Origin of the sequence: Saccharopolyspora hattusasensis (genome assembly GCF_050972075.1) — a bacterium.
Classification (GTDB): Bacteria; Actinomycetota; Actinomycetes; order Mycobacteriales; family Pseudonocardiaceae; genus Saccharopolyspora; species Saccharopolyspora hattusasensis.
In genome coordinates this window covers 901,903-922,128 of sequence record NZ_JBPCDC010000001.1, presented here as the reverse complement: position 1 = coordinate 922,128, position 20,226 = coordinate 901,903, and the positions used below count along the sequence as shown (strand labels likewise).

Below are 20,226 nucleotides of genomic sequence, written 5' to 3'. Positions count from 1 at the left end.
TCGTACTTGGGGGTCTGGTGAACGAGCGTGTTGCAGTGCAGGTCGATTCGTCCAACGTCGAGCAGCTTCGCGCCTGGGACGGCGCCCAGGGTGACCACTGGACCGCCCGCGCCGACCGCATCGACGAAGGCGTCGCCCGCTACCGCGACCAATTCCTCGACGCGGCGGGGATCGGTCCAGCTTTGAACGTGCTGGACATCGGGTGCGGGACCGGGCAGACGACCCGGGACGCCGCCCGCCGGGCGGCCACCGGCGCTGCGCTGGGCGTGGACCTCTCCTCGCAGATGGTCGAGCTCGCCCGCGCGCGGGCGGAGCGGGAGCAGGTGGCGAACGCGACCTTTTTGCAAGCAGACGCCCAGATCCACGAGTTCGCCGAGGAGCACTTCGACGTCGCCATCAGCCGGCATGGCGTGATGTTCTTCGGCGATCCCGCAGCGGCTTTCGAGAACGTCGTGCGCGCCATACGCCGGGGCGGGCGCATGGTCCTGCTGGTCTGGCAGCCCATCGAGCGCAACGAGTGGATCAGCGCCTTCCGGACGGCGCTGGCCTCCGGCCGGGATCTGCCGGAACCGCCGCCGTTCTCCTTCGGCGACCCCGGCCGGGTGCGGGCGCTGCTGACCTCGGCCGGGCTTTCCGGCGTTCGGTTGCGCGGTCTCAACGAGCCGATGTACTTCGGCCGCGACGTCGACGACGCCTGCGATTTCGTCTCCGGCCAGTTCGCCGGCCTGCTCGAGGGCCTCGACGCGGATGGCAGGGAACGAGCTCTCGACGACCTGCGGGCGAGCATGACCGAGCACTGCACCGATCGCGGTGTGCTCTACGACTCGGCCAACTGGCTGGTCGAGGCGCAGCGACGCTGACCGCACGAAGGCCACCTCCAGTCCACACGTCGGAATCGGCGACGAGTGGAGGCCGCGACAGAGTATGCAGATCGCGTGATCGACTACTGCGACGCGGTGAAGCACCTTGCTAGCTAGCACCGTGGCACCGCTGGCAGTACGACGAACAGCAACGAGCTGGCCACCGCACCGGGCCACGGCGTGCGGGCCCAGGACGCGAAGTTCTGCACGAGCCAGTCGCGGCAGACGTATTCCTCGGTGGCGGCCTGCACGGGGATGACCGCCACCGAGATGGCGACCACCGCCAGGAACGTCAGCCACCCCGGCCACGACGTGGCGTCCCACCAGTTGAGGACGAGGTCGACGGCGGTGACCAGGACGAAGCCCAGGAAGGCCGACCTGGCGCAGTAGCCCATCCACCGTCACCGCAGTCGTCCCTCCACACCGCGTGTGCGGCTCTGACGTTGGGGCTTCGCCGCATCGTCCTCAGTGGACGTATGTCAGCGGGCTTCGTAGGGTTCGGGCGCCGTGCCAGGCCGGTCGCGTTCCTCCTGTCGGAACACCCACCGGCGGGAGGCGGTGTAGGTGAACAGCGCTACGCACGCCCCGGCGACCAGCCTGGCCAGCCGGAAGTCCACGCCCAGCGCGGCAAACCCCGTGGTCACGCCAATGGTGAGCCCGTAGTCGCAGACGACGACAATCGCGTAGCGGAGGACCTGGCCGCCGACCGGGGCGTGCGACCGGAAGTTGACCGTTCGGTTGAGCACGAAGTTCAGCCCGAAGGCGAACACGTATGACACGGTCACGGCGACCGGCAGCGGCAACGGGGTCCAAGTGCGCAGCGACGCCAGGATGGCGAGGTCGATCAGGAAGGTGAACCCGCCCAGGATCGCGAAGCCGACGAACTCGCGGGAGACCGCGCGGCGAAGCCAGGCCGGGAACCGGTCGACCCACGCGGTGAGCAGGTCGCCGACCCGCTCGGCCGCGCTCGCTCTGGTCGTCGTGGCCTGATCTTCCATCCTCACCCCAGCGCACCAATCACATTCGGGCAGCAGCCGACACCGCCCGTTGGCGGAGTCGCCGCTCGGCCCATCCTATGGAAGCTCCCCGGCGCCAAGTCGTGCTCGCGGGCCGGCGGGCAGCATCTTCTCGCCCGCCGTTAAGGGATTGTTCGAATTCCGTTCCGCCGCCGTATCCAAGCGGCCCGCGAACATCACGCCGGATCGGGAGCGATCAGCGGTGGTCAGACGACCATCCAGGCCAGGACCGGCAGGGACTGCAGGTAGACGAGCACGCACATCTGGGCCAGGAAGCCGATGCTCCACGGCAGCACCCGGCGGAAGATGTCGCCCTCCCGGCCCGCCATGCCGACCGCCCCGGCGGCGATGGCCAGGTTCTGCGGCGAGATCATCTTGCCGAGCACGCCCCCGGAGCCGTTCGCGGCGGCGGCCAGCAGCGGATCGATGCCGGCCCGCTGCGCGGCCGTCACCTGCAACGCCCTGGTCAGGTACAAGGCGATGGTGTCGCTGGAGCGGTGATCCTGGGAGCGCCGCGGAGCAGGATGCCCGCCACGATGGCGAGCACGAGCGAAGCGAGGCCGGCCAGCCCGCCCCAGCGCATCTCGTGGCCTACACTCATCGATTCCTCCCGGCGGGCCTCGGTGAACGGGATGTTCGTCGAGCGTTGCGGGCGCAGGGCGTGCAGTCATGCGGCCGAAGGTCCTCTGTTGCCACCGCCGTTGCGCCACACCGCGAACGCCGCTCACACGGCTCCCACGAGCAACTCGCGTCCGGTGACCATCTCCCCTTGCAGACGGCGCGCGGGCTGCGCGACGGTCGGAGGACCCCGTCGGCTCATTGCTGAGAGGTGACGACGGCCATGACGGGTCTGCGCACCGATCTGTACGAGCTCAGGATGGCGGCCAGCTACCTGCGCCGGGACATGACGGCCCCGGCGACCTTCAGCCTGTTCGCGCGGGAACTCCCGCGTGAACGCGGTTTTCTCGTCGCGGCAGGACTCGCCGACTGCCTGGACTTCCTGGCGCGGCTGCATTTCAGCGCCGACGACCTGACGTACCTCGGCGACGTCGTGCACCTGGCGGAAAGCGACCTGGCGGCGTTGGCGGAGCTGCGCTTCACCGGTGACGTGTGGGCCGTGCCCGAAGGGCGGGTGGTTTTCGCCGGTGAGCCCTTCCTGGAAGTGACGGCGCCGCTGCCGCAGGCGCAGCTGGTGGAGACGGCGCTGCTGAACTTCGTGACGTTCCAGTCGTCGGTGGCGGCCAAGGCGGCGCGGTGCCGGATCGCCGCACCGCAAGCGGATCTGGTCGATTTCGCCGCCCGCCGAACCCACGGTCTGGAGGCCGCCCGGGCGGTCGCTCGTGCCTCGGCCATCGCTGGATTCGCGGGCACCAGCTACGTGGCCGCCGCACGCGAGTTCGGACTGGTGGCCGCTGGCACGATGGCGCACTCCTACGTCGAAGCGTTCCCCGACGAGCGCACCGCGTTCCGGGCGTTCGCCGCCGATTTCCCGGATGCCACGGTGTTTTTGGTCGACACCTACGACACCCTGCGCGGCGTGCGCACGGCGATCGAGGTCGCCAAGGACCTGCCGGCCGGTAACCGCATCGGGATCCGGCTGGACTCCGGCGACCTCGGGGACCTGGCGGTGCAGGCGCGTCGGCTGCTCGACGACGCCGGGCTGACCCGCGCTCGGATCATGGCCAGCGGCGGGCTCGACGAACACGCGCTCGCGGAACTCGCCGCCACGCCGATAGACCTGTTCGGCGTGGGCACCCGCATGGGGGTGTCCGCTGACGCGCCGTCCCTGGACAGCGCCTACAAGCTGGTCGAATACGGCGGAATGCCGGTGATGAAGCTGTCTGCGGGCAAGCTGACCGCACCCGGCGCGAAGCAGGTCTACCGCGGCGAACCCGGACAACCCGATCTGCTCGCGCTGCGCACCGAAAAGCCCCCAGCCGGGCGCGAACCGCTCCTACAGCCCGTCATGTGCGGTGGCGTGCGGGCCGCTCAGCCGGAGCCGGTCCAGACCGCGCGGCGCCGGTTCGCGCGAGACCTGCGGTGGCTACCCGAGTCGGCTCGCCTGCTCACCGGCCCCACATCGGTGGACGTGCTCCCGACGCAAGTGCTGGTGCGGTCCGCCGAAGCCGTCCGGCACCGCCTCGAACAGGCACTGTGAACGCCGCCGGTCAGCGGGAGTGCGGCTGGCCGGGATACCACCAGTTCGACGGCGGGGCTTTCCGGTTCGCTTCGCGTTCAACGGTTGCGGGCAGGGCGACTTCGAGACCGTGCGCCACGATGGTCCTGCTGATGTCCGAAGGCGACACGATGCCCACCAACCTGCTGTCGTCGAAGACCAGGATGCGGCCGTCGGTGGACTCGGACAGCCGGGGCAGGACCAATGCCAGGGGCTCGTCCGGTGCCGCGGTGGGCACGCGGTCCATCGGGCAGGCGGCGTCGCGCAGGGCGGTCGTCGGTCGGTCGTGCGCGGCTAGGGAGCGGACGCGGCGGAGGGAGACCAATCCGCCGACGCTGCCGTCCTCGAGCAGCACCGGGAAGCTGGCGTGCCCGCGTTCGCGGATCAGGAAATCGCCGACCGTCAACCGGCCGTCCACCGCCTCGACCGGGTGCGACATCACATCCCGCACCCGCACTCCGGCCAGGGCCAACCCCACGCGGGCCTGGCGCTCCTCGGCGAAGGCCACGTTCGTGATGAACAACCCCAGCAGGACCCACCACAGTCCGGCGGCCCCCTGAGTGATCAACTGCGCGAATCCGGCGGCGATGAGCAGGTAGCCGAGCCCGAGCCCGGCGCGCGCCGACCACACGGCCGCTTTGAACCGGTCCCCGTGCCACCGCCACAGCGCCGCGCGCAGCACGCGGCCACCGTCCAGCGGAGCCGCCGGAACGAGGTTGAACACCGCCAGCACGAGGTTCAGCAGGGCCAGGTAGCTCAGCACCCCGACGATCAGGTCGCTCGCGTCCGACCGGGCCGCGCCCCAGGCCAGCGCGCCGAAGACCACGCCCACGGCCGCGCTGGTTGCGGGACCGACGATAGATATGCGCAGGTCAGCGCCGGGGCTGCGCGCTTCGCCCCGCAGCCGGGCGATACCGCCCAGCAGCCACAGCGTGATGCCCTCGACGGCGACGCCGTTGCGGAGGGCCACGATCGCGTGCGCGAGTTCGTGCGCCAGCAGCGAGGCGACCAGGAGGACCGCGGCGGCGACCCCGGCCAGCGCGTAGCCGAGCGAGGAGTGCCCGGGAAACGCCAGCGGCAGCTGGTAGACGGCCAATCCGGCGGCGACCAGGACGACGATGCCGAGCACGCTCCAGTGCAGCCCGATCCGCACCCCAGCTACTCGCCCCACCGGGACCGTTCCGCGCATGACCGCACCCCGCAACCCGCCGGACTCAGCCTTTCCTCCAGTGTGCCTCCCCAGCGACCGCCCGGTGACGGGTGGACTTCCGGCAGGAGGCTTGCCGGCGGGCATCACGGCGGGTCGCGGACAGAACAGTGTGGACTGTCACCGGGAAACGCCCATATCGCCCAGACGGACGAGGCGCATGGCGGAAACGATTCCGGGGGACGACGAGCCGATGCCGGTGCGGTCACTCGCCGCCTTTCTGGATGTACGAGCGCACGAACTCGGCGGCGTTCTCCTCGAGGACGTCGTCGATCTCGTCCAGCATGGCGTCGGTGGTGTCGTCGAGCTCGTCGCGCCGGTCCTGGCCGCTGGGCGTCGGCTCAGGTGCCTCGTCTTCGGACCGGTCGTGCCGCTTGGGTCTCTCCTGGCGCATCCGGTGCCTCCCTGCGGTCGTCGCGCGTGCCCACCACCCGCGTTTGGTGCTACCGGCGAACCTGAAGCCCGCTGAGGAAGAGGGTCGCGAGCGCGAACAACACCCGCTAGGGCCGATGGGCCCGGCGTCTACGCCGACACGCTGTTCTGGGTGCGGGCGGTGCAGAACACGGTGCTTCCGCCGTGGCTGAGCCCGGCCGACGCGCGGCGGCCCCGGTCGTCGTGGGCGGCCGGGGCCGGAAGCCGGTACTGCCGGTGGTCCTCCTCGCGCGCCGGGTCGAACCCGGCCGGGGAGGACCCGTCAGTTCTTGGGGTCGTTGCGCTGCTTGTCGTCGACCTGCTGCTTGTCGTCGGCCTGCTGCTTGTCGTCGGCCTGCTGCGGGCTGGGCTTGCCGGTGTCCAGCCGGTCCTGCTCGGTGGTGGGCCGGGAGGCGGCCTGCTCGTCCTCCTTCAGGCCGCGAGCCTCGGCCTTGAGCACGCGGGCGGACTGGCCGAGCGAGCGCGCCATCTGCGGCAGCTTTGCCGATCCGAACAGCAGCAGGACCGCAGCGAGCACGATCAGCCAGTGCCAGGCACTGAGCGAACCCATGGGTGCACTTCCATTCGCTGTCGTGGACACCTGAGCCCTGCGACGACGCCGTCGGCCGGGCGGGCGGCCGGTGCGGGGATCTGCGGCGTACCGGCCCCCGTGAGATCAGGTGACCCGTCGTTTCTCAACAGGGTGCAGTGTATACCCGAACCCGGCCGGTCCCGGGGTTCCCGTTTGATTCCTGACCAGGACAAATCCGCTATCTGGATCTTGTTCCGGCAGTTCTGGGCACTGGCACGAACGACGAGAAGCGCAGGTAGGACGGACTTGTCCTGCGGACGCACCCGCATCTGCATCGCGTCGAGTTCATCCACTGTGGTCGACATCGGGGCAGACCGGATTTCGCCGGTGGCGCGGCGAGCCACAAGGACCGACGAGCAAGAGATGAACATCGCCTGCTGCGGGGTCGTCGAAAGATCCACTTTGGATGATCTGTCCCAAACCTCGCGCCCGCCCCGGCCCTCCGGCTGGACGGCGCCGCGCACCAAGCGCCCCGACACCGGGCGGGGACGCCATCACCGCTGGTGGCGTGCCTTGCGTCAACCAATGTGCGAGGCGGCCCGGTGCTGCCGGCGATCACTCGTCAACGGCCCGTAGGACGAGGTCGATCGGTACTTCCGTGTGTGCGTCCATCGGCGTGTGGTGCAGTCCGCCCAACCAGTAGTCGACGGGTTCCGCGTTGGTGCCGTTCGCCGGAAACATCGGGGGTTGGGCCTGCCAGGCGAGCGCGCCTGTTTCGGAGTCGGGGACGCCAACAGACAATGCCGGTTGCTCGTACCACGGAAGATCATCGCGGAGGCTTGACAACGTCCACGACGTCGGCGACAACGGCGCCGGCAAAGGGGGCGGGGGGGAGTGGCGGTGTGTTTCGCTTTCTAGGTTGGGCTTTTGCCGGGTTTGGGGCTTGCGGCGGTTCTGTTGTGGGTGGGCCATCCCCGTGGTGGGTGGAGTGTGGGGGTGCGGGCCGGAGGTCAAGCCCGGCCTTCGGCCGCCCCTTCGGGGGTGAACGGCTTGACCTCCGTCCCGCAGCCCCGGTTCGGCTTTGTGCCACGGGGATGGCCAGGAGCGGTCTGGCGGGGTGGGGCTTTTGCATTGCAGGGTGGCGGAATCCCGGGGCCGGGCTTGTGGCGGTTTGGTTGCAGGTTGATCCGTAGCCGGGTTTGACCGGTAGTCGCTTTTCGCTGGCAGGTGCGGGATTCGTCTCGGTCGGCCATTCGCCTAGGAGGTGCGGGCGGTGGTGATGATCGGTGCGTTCCGAGGTGGCCCGTGCGCGGTTTTCGGGGCTATAGCGCTCGAAACCGCTCACGACAATCGTGCCGGTGGTGTGGTGTGGTGGGGTGGCGCCTTCGCGTGCCCTGGTTTTCGTTGCTGCGCCGTGGCTTAGGCGAGTCGGCGAAGACCGAGATCCGCGCGATCTTCATCGAGCACTGGCCGGCCACCCGTACGACTGGGGTTTCCCGGTGTCGATCGGGGTGCCGCGGCCGCCACCCGCGCCGCCACGCGAAGACGAGTTCCGAACAGCCTTGGCCCTCTCACGCGGTCCCGAGGCCGCGGGCGCGCAGGATGCCGCGTTCCAGCGGACGGAAGACCAGCAGTTCGATGCCCACGCCCACCAGCAGGATCAGCGCGATGGCGGCGATGACGGTGGGCATGTCGGAGAGCAGGCGGCCGTTTTCCAGGTAGGCCCCGAGGCCCTTGCCCAGTTCGGGGGATGTGGCGATGATCTCGGCGGCCATCAGGGAGCGCCAGGAGAACGCCCATCCCTGCTTCAACCCGGCCAGGTAGCCGGGCAGCGCGGCGGGCAGCAGGATGTGCCGGGCCGTCGCGAGTCGGCCCGCACCCAGCGCCTTGCCGACCCTCGGTAGGATCGGCGGGATCTGGTCGATCCCGGCGACCAAGCCGTTGGCGATCGAGGGGACGCAACCCAGCAGCAGCACCGTGTACATCGTCGCGGGGGTGACGCCGAACCAGAGCACGGCGGCCGGAACCCAGGCCACCGACGGCAGGCTCTGCAGACCGGACAACAGCGGGCCGATCGCCGAGCGGATCACCCGGACCTTGGCCACCAGGAGTCCCAACGGGGTCGCGATGGCGATGCCGATGAGGAACCCGATCACGGCGCGGTGCACGGAGGTCCAGATGAAGCTCAGCGCGTTGCCGCTGGTGATCTCGTCCCACAGTTCCAAGCCGACCGCCTGCGGCTCCGGCAGCTTGAACTCCGGCCACAGCGCGGATGCCCACAGCGCCTGCCAGGCGGTGAGCGCCAAGGCGAGCGCGACCAGTGGAGGCAGGACGGCGCCCGCGAACCGGCGCCAGCGGTTGCGGGTGTCCGGCTGCGGGTCGGGCGGGGTGTCCAGGGCGTCGAGACCGGCTTCTACCGCGGCGTCGAGATCGGTGTCCGGCGTGGTGGTGCGGATGCTGTCAGGCCGAGGCATGGTCGCTGATCACCTCCCGAAGCCGACGGTTGATCACCTCGACGAGACCCGGACCGTCCGAAGTGGACTGATCGGTGGTCCACTCCTGCACGACCCGGCCCGGCCGGGACGACAGCAGCACCACGCGCTGGCCGAGCCGGACCGCTTCCCGGACGTCGTGGGTCACGAACATCACCGCGGCCCCGGTGGACTCCCACACGCGCAGCAGTTCGGACTGCAACACGTCCCGCGTGATCGCGTCCAGCGCGGAGAACGGCTCGTCCATCAGCAGCAGCGAGGCGGACGCGTCGTCGTCGGAGGCGCCGAGCGCGGACGCCAGCGCGCGGGCCAGCGCCACCCGCTGGCGCATCCCGCCGGAGAGTTCGTGCGGGCGCTTGCCGCCCACGTTCCCCAACCGGACCAGGTCCAGCAGTTCGCGACCGCGTTCGCGGCGGGTGGCGCGGTCGACTCCGGCCAGGCGCAGCGGCAGTTCGACGTTGCCCGCCGCGGTCAGCCAGGGCATCAGCGCGGCTTCCTGGAACATCACGGCGGGCCGCGAGCCGCTCAGCTCGATCGTGCCCCGCGACGGCTCGTCCAACCCGGCGATCAGGTTGAGCAGCGTCGTCTTGCCGCACCCCGACGCGCCGAGCAGGCAGACGAACTCGCCCGGCCGGACGGTCAGATGGATGCCGTGCAGCGCCGTGATGCTGCGGCGTGCCTCGCCGAAGCTCTTGTGCACCCCGGTCAACCGGACCACGTGGTCGGCGTTCGCGGGGGCGTGCAGGACGGCGGTCATTTCTCGGTTGCCTTCCTCGCGACGTGGTCGATCATCCGGACAGTCCGCCGTCGGCGACCTTCGGCTTGCCGGCCGCTTCCAGCACGGCGTTGATCGCGGTGACGTCCACCAGGCCTTTCAGGTCGGGGGCCTGCCGCTCGATCCCCGCGGTCACCTGGTCCTGGGCCAGCTGCGGGAACCGGGAGGCCAGCGGGTCGGCGGTCAGCTCGATCCCGGTGAACGCCCGGTCGATGACCTCGGGCGACAGCTCCTTGCCGGTCAGCTCCTTGAGCTGCTTGTTGACGGCGGTCTTGGCTTCGGCCGGATTCGCGGCGGCGAGGTCGTTGGCGGCGAGCAAGCCGCGCAGGACGGCCTGCACGGTCTGCGGATGCTGCTTGAGGAATTCGGTGCGCACCACGACGACCGTGGTCGGGAACTTCCCCTCCGGCCACAGCTGCTTCTCGTCGAGAAGCACCTTGGCGCCCGCGTCGTGCACCAGGCGCGATGCCCACGGCTCGGGCAGCCAGGCACCGGCCAGCCGGCCCTGCCGGAACTGGTCGAGGGTCTGGGAGTTCTCGATGTTCTGCACCTGGACGTCGCCGAGCTGGTTGTTGGCGAGCCACTTCTTCAGCGCGACGTCCTGGGTGTTGCCGAACTGCGGCGCCGCGACGGTCTTGCCCCGGAGGTCCTGCGGGCTGTTGATCTGCGGCGCGACGACGAGCTGGGCGCCGCCGGAGGTGGCCCCCGAGATTAGGCGAACCGTCTGCCCGCCGGACTTGGCGAAGGCGTTGATCGCCGGGCCGGAGCCGATGAAACCGATGTCCAGCGAGCCGCCCAGCAGCGCCGAGACCTCCTCTGGCCCGGCGCTGAACTGCACCGGCGTGAGCTTGGTGGCGCCCAGCTCCTTGCCGAACAGGCCCTTGTCCAGGCCGATCAGTGCCGAAGCGTGGGTGACGTTCGGGAAGTAACCCAGGCGCACCTCGGCGGCCGGGGCGGTGTTCGCCGGCGGCGCCTCGGCATCGGAGGTGGTGCGTTCGGCGCGCGAGCACCCGGCCACGGCGGCGAACAAGGAGAGTGCGGCGGCCGCCACGGCCAGTGCCCGTGGTTTGCGTGGCGCGATGCTCACGTTGCGGTCCCTTCGGACGACGGGAGCAGAACCGGTGCCGGGGCCTTGCTTCGGCCCGCCAGACCCGTTCCGACCTGCTCTTTCGTCGTATTGGCGACAAAGTCGATAGGGACAGTACAGTTTGATCCGCCAGTTGAGCACGTGGTCTCACGTGGTAGGACGCCGCCGCGTTGACCGGCTCTGCCACACCTCGGGGCTGCGGGTGCGTCCGGCCACGGCGACCGGGAGGTTGTCGTGCATCAGGTCGGCCAGGGTGACCTCCTCCAGCACCTCCCGCAGGCTGCTGCGAACGGCGATCCACACCTGCTGCAGCACGGCCACCGAAGGTTCGTAGCGGACGTCTTCCGGTCGCACCCCGTGCACGCTCACCAGCGGCCCGTCCACGGCCCGGATCACGTCCGCCACGGACACCGCTTCCGCCGGGCGGGCCAGCACCCAGCCCCCGGCCTGGCCGCGCCGACTGGCGACGATCCCGCTCCGGCGCAGGTCGGCCAACACCGCCAGCAGGAAGTTGCGCGGGATGTCCTGGGCGGCGGCCACATCTTCGGCCCTTGCCACCGTTCCCGGTGACAGGCGCGCGAGCTCGACGAGAGCACGTACCGCGTAATCCACCTTGGCCGAAATGCGCATGCCCGCATTCTCCATCACCAGCGCGAACGCCCGCGCCGCCAGCCGGTTGGTGCGAACGCGGGCCGCGGGCTCGGCATCATGATGTCGGGGATCCCGCAGTGAGAAGGCGTCTGAGGTTCCGCTACCCGCACCGCTACGCAAACCACTTCCGAAACAGGCCTTAGTCGCGGGGCTTGCCGAAGATCAGGCGGTAGCCGATCAGCAGGATCAGCGCGCCCAGGATCGCCAGGCCCCAGGTGCGCAGGTCGAAGAACGTGCCGAGCTCGACGTGGAAGAGGGTCTTGCCGACCCAGCCGCCCACGAAGGCTCCCGCGACGCCGAGCAGGATCGTGACGATGCAGCCGCCGGGGTCCCGGCCCGGCATGAGCACCTTCGCGATACCGCCGGCGAGCAGTCCCAGCACGATCCAGCCGATGATGCTCATGGGCATCCTCCCTGCGTTGGCGTTTCGATCTTGGCCTGGCGGGCGCAGCATCCCAGATCCCAGTGTCAGGGCTCGCCCCCGATCGAGGAGTCGTGACGTTGATCTCATCCGTCCCTCCGTCCGGGGCCGAGATTTGTCCAGTGTGGACGAAATTCCCGGGGGTGCGCGCGACCCGCGGATCCGGCCGAACGTCTCATGCGGGGGTGGCCGATCGGCTACCGTACGTGTGGATCACTTGGCCGAACAGCGATGGAGAGCACGCCGTGCCGGGCAGACCGTGGGACAACGGTGGACCGCAGAGCGTCGCCGAGCGGCGCTTCGACGACCTGCTCAGGCCGGGCACGGTGCCGGCCGACGAGGCCGCGCCGCCGGTGGACGGGCACGGCGAGGCGGCGGAACGGGAGATCCGTGGCGAATACCTCGCCCGCCGGCTGATCGACTCCCTGGAAGACGGCGGCTGGCGCCTGTTCAACCGCCGCGGCGCCCAACCGCTGGTGATCCAGATCGAGGACGCGGCGATCACCGGCCGGGTCGAGCTGCGCAACGCCGAACTGCCCTACCTGCTGGAATTCGTCGGCTGCCGGTTCGAGAACGCCCCGGACCTGCGGCAGGCCCGCCTGGCCGGGCTGGTGATGTGGCGCTGCCGGTTCCCCGGCCTCAACGCGCGCAACCTCAGCGTCAGCAACGACACAGTGCTGCGCGGCTGCCGGAGCATCGGCGGAGTCCTGGATCTGGCCGACGCAGATCTCGGCGGCTCGCTGCTGCTCAACGACAGCGAACTGCGCAATCCCGGACACCGCGCGATCTACGGCGACCGGCTGAAGGTATCCGGTGCGTTGCTGGGCATCCGCCTGCAGGCTGCGGGGGAGATCCGCATCCCCGGCGCGCAGGTCGGCGGCAACCTGACGCTGTCCGGCGGAGTTCTGCGCAACCGAGGCCGCAATGCGCTAAACGCCACCGGGATCCAGATCGGCGGCTCGCTGCGACTGGACGTCGACCCGGGCACCGGCAGGCCGTTCACGGCGGCCGGACGGCTGCTGCTGCCGAGCGCACGCATCTCAGGTGATCTGCGGCTGCGAGACGCGGTGCTCGAACCTGGCGTCCAGCCGCCGCGCCACGGCGACTCGCAGCACGACGACCCGGCCGCGACCCTGATCGCCGACCGCGCGGAGATCCGCGGCGATATCCAGCTCGACCAGAACTTCCGCAGCGGCGGCACGCTTCGGCTCGTCAGCGCCACCGTCGGCGGCAACCTACGGATGGCGGGCGCCCGGCTCGACCTGGGCTGGTTGCGCTCACCAGCAGCTTCGGTGGAGCATCCGCTGCGCGCGGCGCACCTCGACGGCACGCAGATCCTCGGCAACCTCGACGCGCGCAAGATCGTCGTGCACGGGCAGTTCCGGATGACCGACATCCAGGTCAGCGGCAGCATCCAGCTCAACGACGCGCAACTGGTGGGGCCGCGCACCGACGTCCTGCGGGCCAGCAGGGCGGTCGTGGGCAGCAACCTGGAATGCCGCGACACCGCGATCGCCGGATCGCTCCAGCTGCAGGGCGTGCGGGTCGGCGCGAACATCGACCTGCGTTCGGCGCACCTGACCAAGCCCGCATGGCACCAGCACCGAAAGGCGTACAAGGCATCGCTGGACCTGCGAGCCGCCCGGATCGAACGCGACCTGGTGTGCGCGGAGGGCAGCCGGCCGTTCCGCGCCGAGGGCGCGGTGGAACTGCGGTGGACCGCGGTCGGCCGACACCTCAACTTCTGGGGCTGCGAGCTCGGCGACGGTGCTTCACCAGCGGCGCTGAACGCATTCGGCGTGGTGACGCAGGAGATGACCCTCTTCCCGCGCACCGCGCCGCAGGGGAGGATCACGCTGCGGCAGGCGCAGTGCGAACTGCTCGCCGACAACGCCGAGCTCTGGGCGGCCACCGGTGGCCTCGACTTCGAGGAGTTCGCCTACGAGAACTTCTCCGAGTCTTACGAGCTCGCGGACCAGGAACGGGTGCGGCGACGGCTCGGCCTGCTGCGCGCCACCTCGGACGACGTGTACCAGCCGGGCCCGTACGACCAGCTCGCCAAGGTATTCCGGGCCAACGGGCTTGAAGAGCACGCGGTCACGACGCTCATCGAGAAGCAGCGCCACCGTTATGCGGCGATCAGTGCCGCCGCCCGTCCAGGCCTGCGATGGCCGGTGCGGCTGTGGAGCCTCTTGCAGCGGATCACGGTCGGCTACGGATATCGGCCGCTGCGGGCGCTGGCCTGGATGCTCCTGTTCGTAACCGGTGGCACGGCGTGGTTCGCTTTCCACCCGCTGATCCCGATCAACGAGCAGGACCACCCGGTCTGGAACCCGCTGTTGTACGCATTGGACCAGATGCTGCCGGTGGTCACCCTCGGCCACGACGACATGTGGCAAGCGCGCGGCGCTTCGCAGTGGGTCACCGTCGTCCTCATCGCCGTCGGCTGGACGTTGGCCACGACGGTCGCGGCGGGCATCAGCAGAGGCCTGCACCGAGAACGCTGAACGCGGCGGCAACAGGAGGCTGTTTCCCGGTTCGTTCTGGGCGGCGGTGTGAGCTGCGAGGGTGAGCTCGTCGGTGACCCCGTAGCCATGCCGCGGGGCGCGCGCATCCTCGCGCCGCAGCGCCGAAGTCCAATTAGGGCTCCGGGGTGCTCGTCGGGAAATATTCGAAATATCCGGATGTTTGGCCGGATCGTGATCCGCGCCGATCAGTTGACCGGCGACCGGCGGGAGATAATGGTGATGATCACGGGCCGGCCGCTGGGGGTGCGTTCGTCATGGGAACTGAATTGGATGCGTCGCGCGGGAACCTCCTCGACGGGACGCCGTGCTGGATCGAACTCGTCACCACCAACGTCGACAAGGCCTGCGAGTTCTACGCCGGGTTGTTCGGCTGGGACTACGAGACCCACCACGACCCGCGCGCCGGCTTGCACGTGATCGCCGCCCACGAGGGCTTTCCGGTGGCCAGCATCCGGGATTCCGCCGACGGCCGGTCCCAGTGGCGGCTGTTCCTCGCCGCCGAGGACAGCGCGAGAACGGCCGCCGAAGCCGGAAAGCTCGGTGCGCAGATCATCGTGCCCCGCAGCCGCGTGCCAGAGCTGGGCGTGAAACTGGTGCTGACCAGCCCCGCCGGCGACGAATTCGGGCTGCTGGAACCGGATCCTTCCTGGCAGTTCGACGTCGGCCTGCCGGGCACCCTGGTCTGGGCCGAACTGGTGACCATCAAGGCCCAGACCGCGGACCACTTCTACGCCGAACTTTTCGGCTACACCGCCGAGCAGTTCGGCACCGAACACCGCACCGGATACGAGGTGTGGTACCTCGACGAGGATTCCGTGCTCGCCCGGGTCAGCATGATCCGGGAGCACATGAGCACCGAAGCCCGACCGCACTGGCTGCTCTACCTCGGCGTGGACGAAGAGGTGGGCACCGACGAACTGGTGCACCGGGCGGTCGCCCTGGACGGCCGGATCCGGGTCGATCCCTACGACTCCAGCCTCGGCCGCGTCGCCGTCCTGCGGGATCCGACCGGGGCGCGCTTCGCGATCGTCGATCCCAGCCAGGCCAGCGAGTACGGTACCGCGGGCAACGACGACCCCTACGACGACTGAAGCCGGGCTCGTCCCGGTGGGCCGGGCGCTCGTTGGCCCACCGGGTGCGCAGGTCAGCGGCGGAGCCGCTTGCGCCCGGTGACCTTGTTGTAGATGACCAGGACGATGACGGCGCCGATGATGGAGCCGATCCACCCGGCAGGCTGGAATCCGCGGAAACCGACGGTGAGCAGGCCGAACAGGAAACCGCCGACGACCGATCCCGCGACGCCGATCACGATCGTCATCAGGATGCCGATGTCGTCCTTGCCCGGCACGACCGCTCGAGCGATGAAGCCCGCGATGAGCCCGAAAACGAGCCAGCCGATGACCGTCCAAAGCATTGCATTCACCCCATAGTCCGGGTTGGTCCCTGCTAGATCACGCTACCGGACGCGGTGACCACGACGCACCAGCCGCAGCCAGCGCCGTTAGCTACGCAACACCCGGTCGCTGCGGCCCGCGACGCACGACGCGGCGATTTCGCGCGAAATCGCCGCCCTCCCCCCACGAGGACCGGCGATTTCGCGCGAAATCGGCGTTGGCCACGCCTGGCAAGTGCCGATTTCGCGCGAAATCGCGCAGCTGTTTGTTTATCCGATCTCCTCCGCCTGATTGAGCCGTCGTGGGCCACGGTTGGGGCGCCACTTCCATTGCCGGCGCCAGCGTTCCTCGTTCGGTGCGCGGGCGGTCGACCATCCGGGTATTCGGGGGGCGAGGACACATGCCGATGCCGATACTTGGCCCACCTGCGGGTTCACGATTCGGCCGTTCGGCCGATGGGGTGCCGGGCCGTTCGGCGGGGAACCTCGCGGCGTCGATCAATGTGCCGGTGAACCTGAACACGACGTCGCCCCGCTGGCGGGGTACCTGCGCTACCGGCCGAACCCGCCGCGCGACCCGAAACAGCAACGCCTGCCCGTGTATGCGCCGCCGGAAGCGCCGAGCCGCCTGGCCGCGCTTTACGCGGCGAAGGCCGAGCAGCTCGCTGACACGGACCTCTCGGACACCTTCGAGTTCCTGGCCCCACCGGTCGATCCGGTGCAGGTCGGTGCGTTCGAGATCCGCGCGGTCCCGGTCGACCACCTGTGCCCGACCTGGGGCCTGCGCATCGAGGCGGAGGGCAGGGTGTTCGCCTTCACTGGAGACACCGGCCCCAGCGACGGGATCGCCAAGCTGGCGGCCGGAGCGGACGTCGTGCTGTCCGAAGAATCCTGGCTGGACTCCCCGGGCCAGCCAAGCGGAATGCACCTGTCGGGCAAACAAGCAGGCGCAGCGGCGGCATCGGCGGGAGTCGGCAAACTGCTGCTCACCCACTACTCCCCGTGGACGGTACAAGAGCACTCCTCGAAGAGGCCACCGAAGCCTTCGACGGCCCCGCGGAGCTGGTCCGGGCCGACGCCACCTACGAGATCTGACCACATAGGACGATCGTCGAACCCCGGTCGCCGGGCCGGGTCAGCATCAGCTCCAGCATCACGTGGCCGGTGAGGTCAATGGTATCGACTTCTGAAATGGGGATGATCGGTAACTATGGTTGGACACGAGAGCGCGTTGCGGGCAGTGTTCGTGGCATGACCGATGTGCAGCGCTACGCCGCTTTCACCACCGACCCCAGCGGCGGGAACCCCGCTGGGGTCGTGCTCGACGCCCAGGAGCTCGACGACCCCACCATGCAGCGGATCGCCGCCGACGTCGGCTACTCCGAGACGGCGTTCCTCAGCCCGATCGATCCGGCCGCGCGCCGCTACGGGCTCCGCTTCTTCAGCCCGCTGGCCGAAGTCGCCTTCTGCGGTCACGCCACGATCGCCACCGCCGTCGCGCTGGCCGAACGCGACGGGGTCGGCGACCTGGTCTTCGAAACCCCGGCGGGCACCATCGAGGTGCGGACCGACAAGCAGGACGGCATCGTCGCCAGTCTCACCAGCGTGCCCACCCGGTCGCGGTCGGCGACCGACGCGGAACTCGACCGCGCCCTGGACGTCCTGGGCTGGTCTCGCGGCGACCTCGATCCCGCCTGGCCGCCGCACGTCGCGTTCGGCGGCAACGACCACCTCGTGCTGGCCGCGCGATCCCGCGAACGCCTGGCCGACCTCGACTACGACTTCGACGGGCTCGCCGACGTGATGCGGGAGCACGGCTGGACCACGGTGCACATCTTCTGGCAGCAGGACGCCGAGATCGTGCACGCCCGCGACCCGTTCCCGATCGGAGGCGTCGTCGAGGACCCGGCGACCGGCGCGGCCGCGGCCGCGTACGGCGGCTACCTGCGGACCCTGGGGAAGATGTCGAGCTCGAGCCGGATCACCATTGTGCAAGGGCAGGACATGGGGCGGCGCAGCGAACTCGTCGTCAGCATCGACCCCGCTGATCCCCAGGTGACCGTCACCGGCGCGGCCGTGCCGATTCCCGGTTGAGCGCGGGCGATCGCTGATGGTCAGAGCCCTGCCCGGGATCACCCCCGGAACTCGCCGGAACCAGGGGCGCGTGCTCAGATAGGTCCCGTGAGCGTTCCCACTCGCGGGTGCAGGCCAGCACCTGCGCCGCGAATGCCTCGTTGAGCTCGATCAGATCGACGTCGGCCAGGCAGATTCCGGTGCGCTGCAAGGCTTTCGCGGTCGCCGGGACCGGGCCGATGCCCATCGTGCGCGGCGGCACGCCGGCCCGCGCCCAGGACACCAGCCGCACCAGCGGGCGCAGTCCGAGTTCCGTCGGTTCCGGCGTCGTCACCACGCAAACCGCGGCGGCATCGTTCTGCCCGCTGGCGTTGCCCGCGGTGACAGTCGCCTCCGGATCGGACTTGCCGAGCACCGGCTTCAGCGCCGACAGGCTTTCCATAGTGGTATCCGGGCGCGGGTGTTCGTCCACGTCGACAACGGTGTCGCCCTTGCGGGAACGCACCGTCACCGGCACGATCTCGTCGTCGAACCGCCCGGCCTGCTGCGCGGCGGCGGCGCGCTGCTGCGAGCGGACCGAGAGCTCGTCCTGCTCGGTGCGTGAGATCTCGTACTCGCGGCGCAGGTTCTCCGCTGTTTCCAGCATCCCGCCCGGCACCGGGAACTTCTTGCCGCCCGCGGTCACCCGGCCGCGTGCCAGCGCGTCGTGCAACTCCAGCCCGCTGCCGCGGATACCCCACCGCGCCTCGGTGGTGTAGAACGGCGCGCTGCTCATGCTTTCCGCGCCGCCGGCCAGCACCACGTCGCTGACGCCGGTCTGCACCTGCATCGCGCCGTCCAGCACGGCCTGCAAACCGGACCCGCAACGCCGGTCCACCTGGGTGCCGCCGACCTCGACGGGCAGGCCCGCGTCCAGCGCGGCGACTCGACCGATCGCCGGGGCGTCGGAATTCGGGTAGCACTGGCCGAGGATCACCTCGTCGATCGCCCCACCGGGCAGCCCGGTGCGGTCCACCAGGGCCTTGATCACCGTCGACGCCAGCTCGCCGGCGGGCACGGTCTTGAACACCCCGCCGAACCGGCCGATCGGGCTCCGCGCAGCGGTTCGCAGATCACCGCTTCGCGCATCGCTTGCTCCTTCGAGTCCCGGTGGCGGCCACTCCGCCGCCGTTTCGTTCGTAGCACAGCGCCGCGGTGGATACGTCGGGCCGGTGTCATTCGTCGGCAGGCCGAAGGGCTGCGGTCAGTCCGGGCTGTTGGCGGCGCGGAGGGTGCGCATGGCGTCGGCGAGCGCGGCGGAGTCGGCCTTGCCGAGTGGCGCCAGGACGCGCTTGCGCAGGATCTCGGCACACGCTGCGCGGGAGCGTTCGGCGATGTCGCGGCCGTGCTCGGTGAGCACCGCGTAGGTGACCCGTCGGTCCGTGTCGCACGGCTCGCGGCGGATCAGGTCGGCCTTGGCGAGGCGGTCGGCGACCTTGGTGAAGCCGCCGCTGCTGAGCGCCGCCTCGTGGGCGAGCTTGGTCATGGGCATCCGGTGCTCGGGGGTGCGGACCAGGCGGAGCAGGATGTCGAAGGACGCCTGGGGGAGTCGGAAGCGCTCGCTGATCTCGGCCGCGATGTGCTCCTGCGTGACGTGGTAGCCCTCGATCACCAGTCCCCACCAGGTGATGATCTCGTCATCGTCGGTGCATGGGTCCGGGCCGGTCTTGCTGCTCACCGGGATGCTCCTTCCTGCGTTTGCGGCCCCGCCAGTCTACCTGAAACAGCTCGCCAGGAAATCTCTTGCAAAGAAGATTTCGCCCGGGTATTGTTTTCCTCGAAAGAGATAAGGCGACTGGTTCCGGCACAGCCGCCCAGCCCGGCGAACAGGAGTCAGACAGTGAGCACCCCCGTCAAGGTCAGCGTCATCTACTACTCGGCCACCGGAACCGGCACCGAGATCGCCAACACCCTGGTCGCCGAGGCCGAGGCGGCCGGCGCCGAGGTTCGGCTGCGGCGCGCTCCGGAGCTCGCCCCCGACGCGGCGATCGACAGCAACCCGGCGTGGCGCGCCAACGTCGAGGCCACCAAGTCCATCCCCGAGGCCACCCCGGAGGACGTGGTGTGGGCCGACGCGGTGCTGTTCGGCTCGCCGACCCGATTCGGCAACATCGCGTCGCAGCTCAAGCAGTTCATCGACACCCTCGGCGGCCAGTGGGCGCAGGGGCAGTTGGCCGACAAGGTCTACAGCGGCTTCACCTCCAGCTCCACCGCGCACGGCGGCCAGGAGTCGACGCTGCTGGCGCTGTACAACACGTTCCACCACTTTGGCGGCATCGTGGTGGCCCCGGGCTACACCGACGGTGCGAAGTTCGCCGACGGCAACCCATACGGCACCAGCCACGTTGACGCCCAGGGTGCGAACAAGGTCGACGACGTCACGCGCGCGGCCGCGGCGGTCCAGGCCAAGCGCGTGGTCGCGGTCGCCCAGGCCCTCAAGAACGGCGCCAATGCCTGACCCGACCGATTGAGATCGGTGTAAAGGGCACCTCTTGCCGAGCAACTTGGCTCTTCAGCCAACCAACTTGGCGGGAGGTGCCCTTCACTCGTCGTCTGATCGGGTGC

At 69.8% G+C, this 20,226-nt stretch carries 22 protein-coding genes and 1 pseudogene; 7 read left to right on the top strand and 16 right to left on the bottom strand.

Annotated elements, in window-relative coordinates:
• Positions 1 to 17: 17 nt before the first annotated feature.
• The gene (locus ACRXBZ_RS04335) at positions 18 to 860 is read left to right on the top strand and encodes a class I SAM-dependent methyltransferase (protein ID WP_433877897.1); all 843 of its coding nucleotides are present in this window, start codon (positions 18 to 20) and stop codon (positions 858 to 860) included.
• 113 nt (positions 861 to 973) lie between these two features.
• Here the strand turns inward: ACRXBZ_RS04335 and ACRXBZ_RS04330 are convergent, their stop codons facing one another.
• From ACRXBZ_RS04330 to ACRXBZ_RS04315, 4 genes are all read right to left on the bottom strand, one after another.
• The gene (locus ACRXBZ_RS04330; RefSeq protein WP_433877896.1) at positions 974 to 1,255 is read right to left on the bottom strand and encodes a CPBP family glutamic-type intramembrane protease; all 282 of its coding nucleotides are present in this window, start codon (positions 1,253 to 1,255) and stop codon (positions 974 to 976) included.
• 84 nt (positions 1,256 to 1,339) lie between these two features.
• On the bottom strand, positions 1,340 to 1,858 hold the full coding sequence (locus ACRXBZ_RS04325; RefSeq protein ID WP_433883795.1) for a GtrA family protein: 519 nt from the start codon (positions 1,856 to 1,858) through the stop codon (positions 1,340 to 1,342).
• 224 nt (positions 1,859 to 2,082) lie between these two features.
• Positions 2,083 to 2,328 (bottom strand): L-lactate permease, encoded by a 246-nt coding sequence (locus ACRXBZ_RS04320; RefSeq protein WP_433877895.1) that lies wholly within the window; start codon positions 2,326 to 2,328, stop codon positions 2,083 to 2,085.
• Between the two features lie 14 nt (positions 2,329 to 2,342).
• Positions 2,343 to 2,477, bottom strand: a complete 135-nt coding sequence (locus ACRXBZ_RS04315) for a hypothetical protein (RefSeq protein ID WP_433877894.1) — start codon at positions 2,475 to 2,477, stop codon at positions 2,343 to 2,345.
• 240 nt (positions 2,478 to 2,717) lie between these two features.
• Here ACRXBZ_RS04315 and ACRXBZ_RS04310 point away from each other — a divergent pair, with 240 nt between their 5' ends.
• The gene (locus tag ACRXBZ_RS04310) at positions 2,718 to 4,034 is read left to right on the top strand and encodes a nicotinate phosphoribosyltransferase (RefSeq protein ID WP_433877893.1); all 1,317 of its coding nucleotides are present in this window, start codon (positions 2,718 to 2,720) and stop codon (positions 4,032 to 4,034) included.
• A gap of 10 nt (positions 4,035 to 4,044) precedes the next feature.
• On the opposite strand, the gene ACRXBZ_RS04305 is transcribed toward ACRXBZ_RS04310, so the two are convergent.
• The 9 genes from ACRXBZ_RS04305 to ACRXBZ_RS04265 all read right to left on the bottom strand — a co-directional run bounded on the left by ACRXBZ_RS04305 (position 4,045) and on the right by ACRXBZ_RS04265 (position 11,610).
• On the bottom strand, positions 4,045 to 5,241 hold the full coding sequence (locus tag ACRXBZ_RS04305; protein WP_433877892.1) for a site-2 protease family protein: 1,197 nt from the start codon (positions 5,239 to 5,241) through the stop codon (positions 4,045 to 4,047).
• A gap of 223 nt (positions 5,242 to 5,464) precedes the next feature.
• Positions 5,465 to 5,653 (bottom strand): ubiquitin-like protein Pup, encoded by a 189-nt coding sequence (locus ACRXBZ_RS04300; RefSeq protein ID WP_168589534.1) that lies wholly within the window; start codon positions 5,651 to 5,653, stop codon positions 5,465 to 5,467.
• Positions 5,654 to 5,953: 300 nt separating this feature from the next.
• Positions 5,954 to 6,241 carry a Sec-independent protein translocase subunit TatA gene (tatA, locus tag ACRXBZ_RS04295; protein ID WP_433877891.1) on the bottom strand — a complete coding sequence of 96 codons (288 nt, stop codon included), beginning with the start codon at positions 6,239 to 6,241 and terminating at the stop codon, positions 5,954 to 5,956.
• Between the two features lie 576 nt (positions 6,242 to 6,817).
• A complete protein-coding gene (locus ACRXBZ_RS04290; protein WP_433877890.1) occupies positions 6,818 to 7,003 on the bottom strand; it encodes a hypothetical protein in 186 nt (61 codons plus the stop codon).
• A 770-nt stretch (positions 7,004 to 7,773) separates the two neighbouring features.
• Positions 7,774 to 8,676, bottom strand: coding sequence for an ABC transporter permease (locus ACRXBZ_RS04285; RefSeq protein WP_433877889.1), 903 nt, complete (start codon positions 8,674 to 8,676; stop codon positions 7,774 to 7,776).
• Positions 8,663 to 9,451, bottom strand: a complete 789-nt coding sequence (locus ACRXBZ_RS04280) for an ABC transporter ATP-binding protein (RefSeq protein ID WP_433877888.1) — start codon at positions 9,449 to 9,451, stop codon at positions 8,663 to 8,665. The genes ACRXBZ_RS04285 and ACRXBZ_RS04280 overlap by 14 nt, the downstream gene beginning before the upstream one ends.
• 31 nt (positions 9,452 to 9,482) lie before the next feature.
• Positions 9,483 to 10,556 (bottom strand): ABC transporter substrate-binding protein, encoded by a 1,074-nt coding sequence (locus tag ACRXBZ_RS04275; RefSeq protein WP_433877887.1) that lies wholly within the window; start codon positions 10,554 to 10,556, stop codon positions 9,483 to 9,485.
• Between the two features lie 147 nt (positions 10,557 to 10,703).
• On the bottom strand, positions 10,704 to 11,186 hold the full coding sequence (locus tag ACRXBZ_RS04270) for an RrF2 family transcriptional regulator (RefSeq protein ID WP_433877886.1): 483 nt from the start codon (positions 11,184 to 11,186) through the stop codon (positions 10,704 to 10,706).
• Between the two features lie 160 nt (positions 11,187 to 11,346).
• Positions 11,347 to 11,610 (bottom strand): GlsB/YeaQ/YmgE family stress response membrane protein, encoded by a 264-nt coding sequence (locus tag ACRXBZ_RS04265; RefSeq protein ID WP_190815494.1) that lies wholly within the window; start codon positions 11,608 to 11,610, stop codon positions 11,347 to 11,349.
• Between the two features lie 263 nt (positions 11,611 to 11,873).
• On the opposite strand from ACRXBZ_RS04265, the gene ACRXBZ_RS04260 reads away from it, so the two are divergent.
• Positions 11,874 to 14,135: an oxidoreductase gene (locus ACRXBZ_RS04260; protein WP_433877885.1), complete on the top strand. Its 2,262-nt coding sequence runs from the start codon at positions 11,874 to 11,876 to the stop codon at positions 14,133 to 14,135.
• A 275-nt stretch (positions 14,136 to 14,410) separates the two neighbouring features.
• Complete coding sequence (locus ACRXBZ_RS04255; protein WP_433877884.1) at positions 14,411 to 15,247, top strand: VOC family protein; 837 nt, start codon at positions 14,411 to 14,413, stop codon at positions 15,245 to 15,247.
• Between the two features lie 53 nt (positions 15,248 to 15,300).
• Here the strand turns inward: ACRXBZ_RS04255 and ACRXBZ_RS04250 are convergent, their stop codons facing one another.
• Positions 15,301 to 15,570, bottom strand: a complete 270-nt coding sequence (locus tag ACRXBZ_RS04250) for a GlsB/YeaQ/YmgE family stress response membrane protein (protein ID WP_168589524.1) — start codon at positions 15,568 to 15,570, stop codon at positions 15,301 to 15,303.
• 577 nt (positions 15,571 to 16,147) lie between these two features.
• Here ACRXBZ_RS04250 and ACRXBZ_RS04245 point away from each other — a divergent pair.
• Together ACRXBZ_RS04245 and ACRXBZ_RS04240 are read left to right on the top strand one after the other, a co-directional pair.
• Positions 16,148 to 16,717, top strand: a complete 570-nt coding sequence (locus ACRXBZ_RS04245; RefSeq protein WP_433877883.1) for an MBL fold metallo-hydrolase — start codon at positions 16,148 to 16,150, stop codon at positions 16,715 to 16,717.
• 83 nt (positions 16,718 to 16,800) lie between these two features.
• A complete protein-coding gene (locus tag ACRXBZ_RS04240) occupies positions 16,801 to 17,643 on the top strand; it encodes a PhzF family phenazine biosynthesis isomerase (protein WP_433877882.1) in 843 nt (280 codons plus the stop codon).
• Positions 17,644 to 17,737: 94 nt separating this feature from the next.
• On the opposite strand, the pseudogene ACRXBZ_RS04235 reads toward ACRXBZ_RS04240, so the two are convergent.
• Together ACRXBZ_RS04235 and ACRXBZ_RS04230 are read right to left on the bottom strand one after the other, a co-directional pair.
• Positions 17,738 to 18,750: pseudogene (locus tag ACRXBZ_RS04235) on the bottom strand (acetyl-CoA C-acetyltransferase); the annotation flags it as partial.
• A 115-nt stretch (positions 18,751 to 18,865) separates the two neighbouring features.
• Entirely contained in the window at positions 18,866 to 19,339 is a 474-nt protein-coding gene (locus ACRXBZ_RS04230) for a MarR family winged helix-turn-helix transcriptional regulator (RefSeq protein ID WP_433877881.1), read from the bottom strand.
• 162 nt (positions 19,340 to 19,501) lie between these two features.
• On the opposite strand from ACRXBZ_RS04230, the gene wrbA reads away from it, so the two are divergent.
• Positions 19,502 to 20,119, top strand: coding sequence for an NAD(P)H:quinone oxidoreductase (gene wrbA, locus ACRXBZ_RS04225; RefSeq protein ID WP_010311680.1), 618 nt, complete (start codon positions 19,502 to 19,504; stop codon positions 20,117 to 20,119).
• Positions 20,120 to 20,226 lie beyond the last annotated feature (107 nt).

What these genes read in the sequence shown, in the direction of transcription:
- ACRXBZ_RS04270 (WP_433877886.1), bottom strand. Translation starts at nt 11,186, where the DNA reads ATGCGCATTTCGGCCAAGGTGGATTACGCGGTACGTGCTCTCGTCGAG.
- ACRXBZ_RS04280 (WP_433877888.1), bottom strand. Translation starts at nt 9,451, where the DNA reads ATGACCGCCGTCCTGCACGCCCCCGCGAACGCCGACCACGTGGTCCGG.
- ACRXBZ_RS04285 (WP_433877889.1), bottom strand. Translation starts at nt 8,676, where the DNA reads ATGCCTCGGCCTGACAGCATCCGCACCACCACGCCGGACACCGATCTC.
- ACRXBZ_RS04315 (WP_433877894.1), bottom strand. Translation starts at nt 2,477, where the DNA reads ATGAGTGTAGGCCACGAGATGCGCTGGGGCGGGCTGGCCGGCCTCGCT.
- ACRXBZ_RS04250 (WP_168589524.1), bottom strand. Translation starts at nt 15,570, where the DNA reads ATGCTTTGGACGGTCATCGGCTGGCTCGTTTTCGGGCTCATCGCGGGC.
- ACRXBZ_RS04330 (WP_433877896.1), bottom strand. Translation starts at nt 1,255, where the DNA reads ATGGGCTACTGCGCCAGGTCGGCCTTCCTGGGCTTCGTCCTGGTCACC.
- ACRXBZ_RS04240 (WP_433877882.1), top strand. Translation starts at nt 16,801, where the DNA reads ATGACCGATGTGCAGCGCTACGCCGCTTTCACCACCGACCCCAGCGGC.
- ACRXBZ_RS04325 (WP_433883795.1), bottom strand. Translation starts at nt 1,858, where the DNA reads ATGGAAGATCAGGCCACGACGACCAGAGCGAGCGCGGCCGAGCGGGTC.
- ACRXBZ_RS04305 (WP_433877892.1), bottom strand. Translation starts at nt 5,241, where the DNA reads ATGCGCGGAACGGTCCCGGTGGGGCGAGTAGCTGGGGTGCGGATCGGG.
- ACRXBZ_RS04265 (WP_190815494.1), bottom strand. Translation starts at nt 11,610, where the DNA reads ATGAGCATCATCGGCTGGATCGTGCTGGGACTGCTCGCCGGCGGTATC.
- ACRXBZ_RS04310 (WP_433877893.1), top strand. Translation starts at nt 2,718, where the DNA reads ATGACGGGTCTGCGCACCGATCTGTACGAGCTCAGGATGGCGGCCAGC.
- tatA (WP_433877891.1), bottom strand. Translation starts at nt 6,241, where the DNA reads ATGGGTTCGCTCAGTGCCTGGCACTGGCTGATCGTGCTCGCTGCGGTC.
- ACRXBZ_RS04255 (WP_433877884.1), top strand. Translation starts at nt 14,411, where the DNA reads ATGGGAACTGAATTGGATGCGTCGCGCGGGAACCTCCTCGACGGGACG.
- ACRXBZ_RS04300 (WP_168589534.1), bottom strand. Translation starts at nt 5,653, where the DNA reads ATGCGCCAGGAGAGACCCAAGCGGCACGACCGGTCCGAAGACGAGGCA.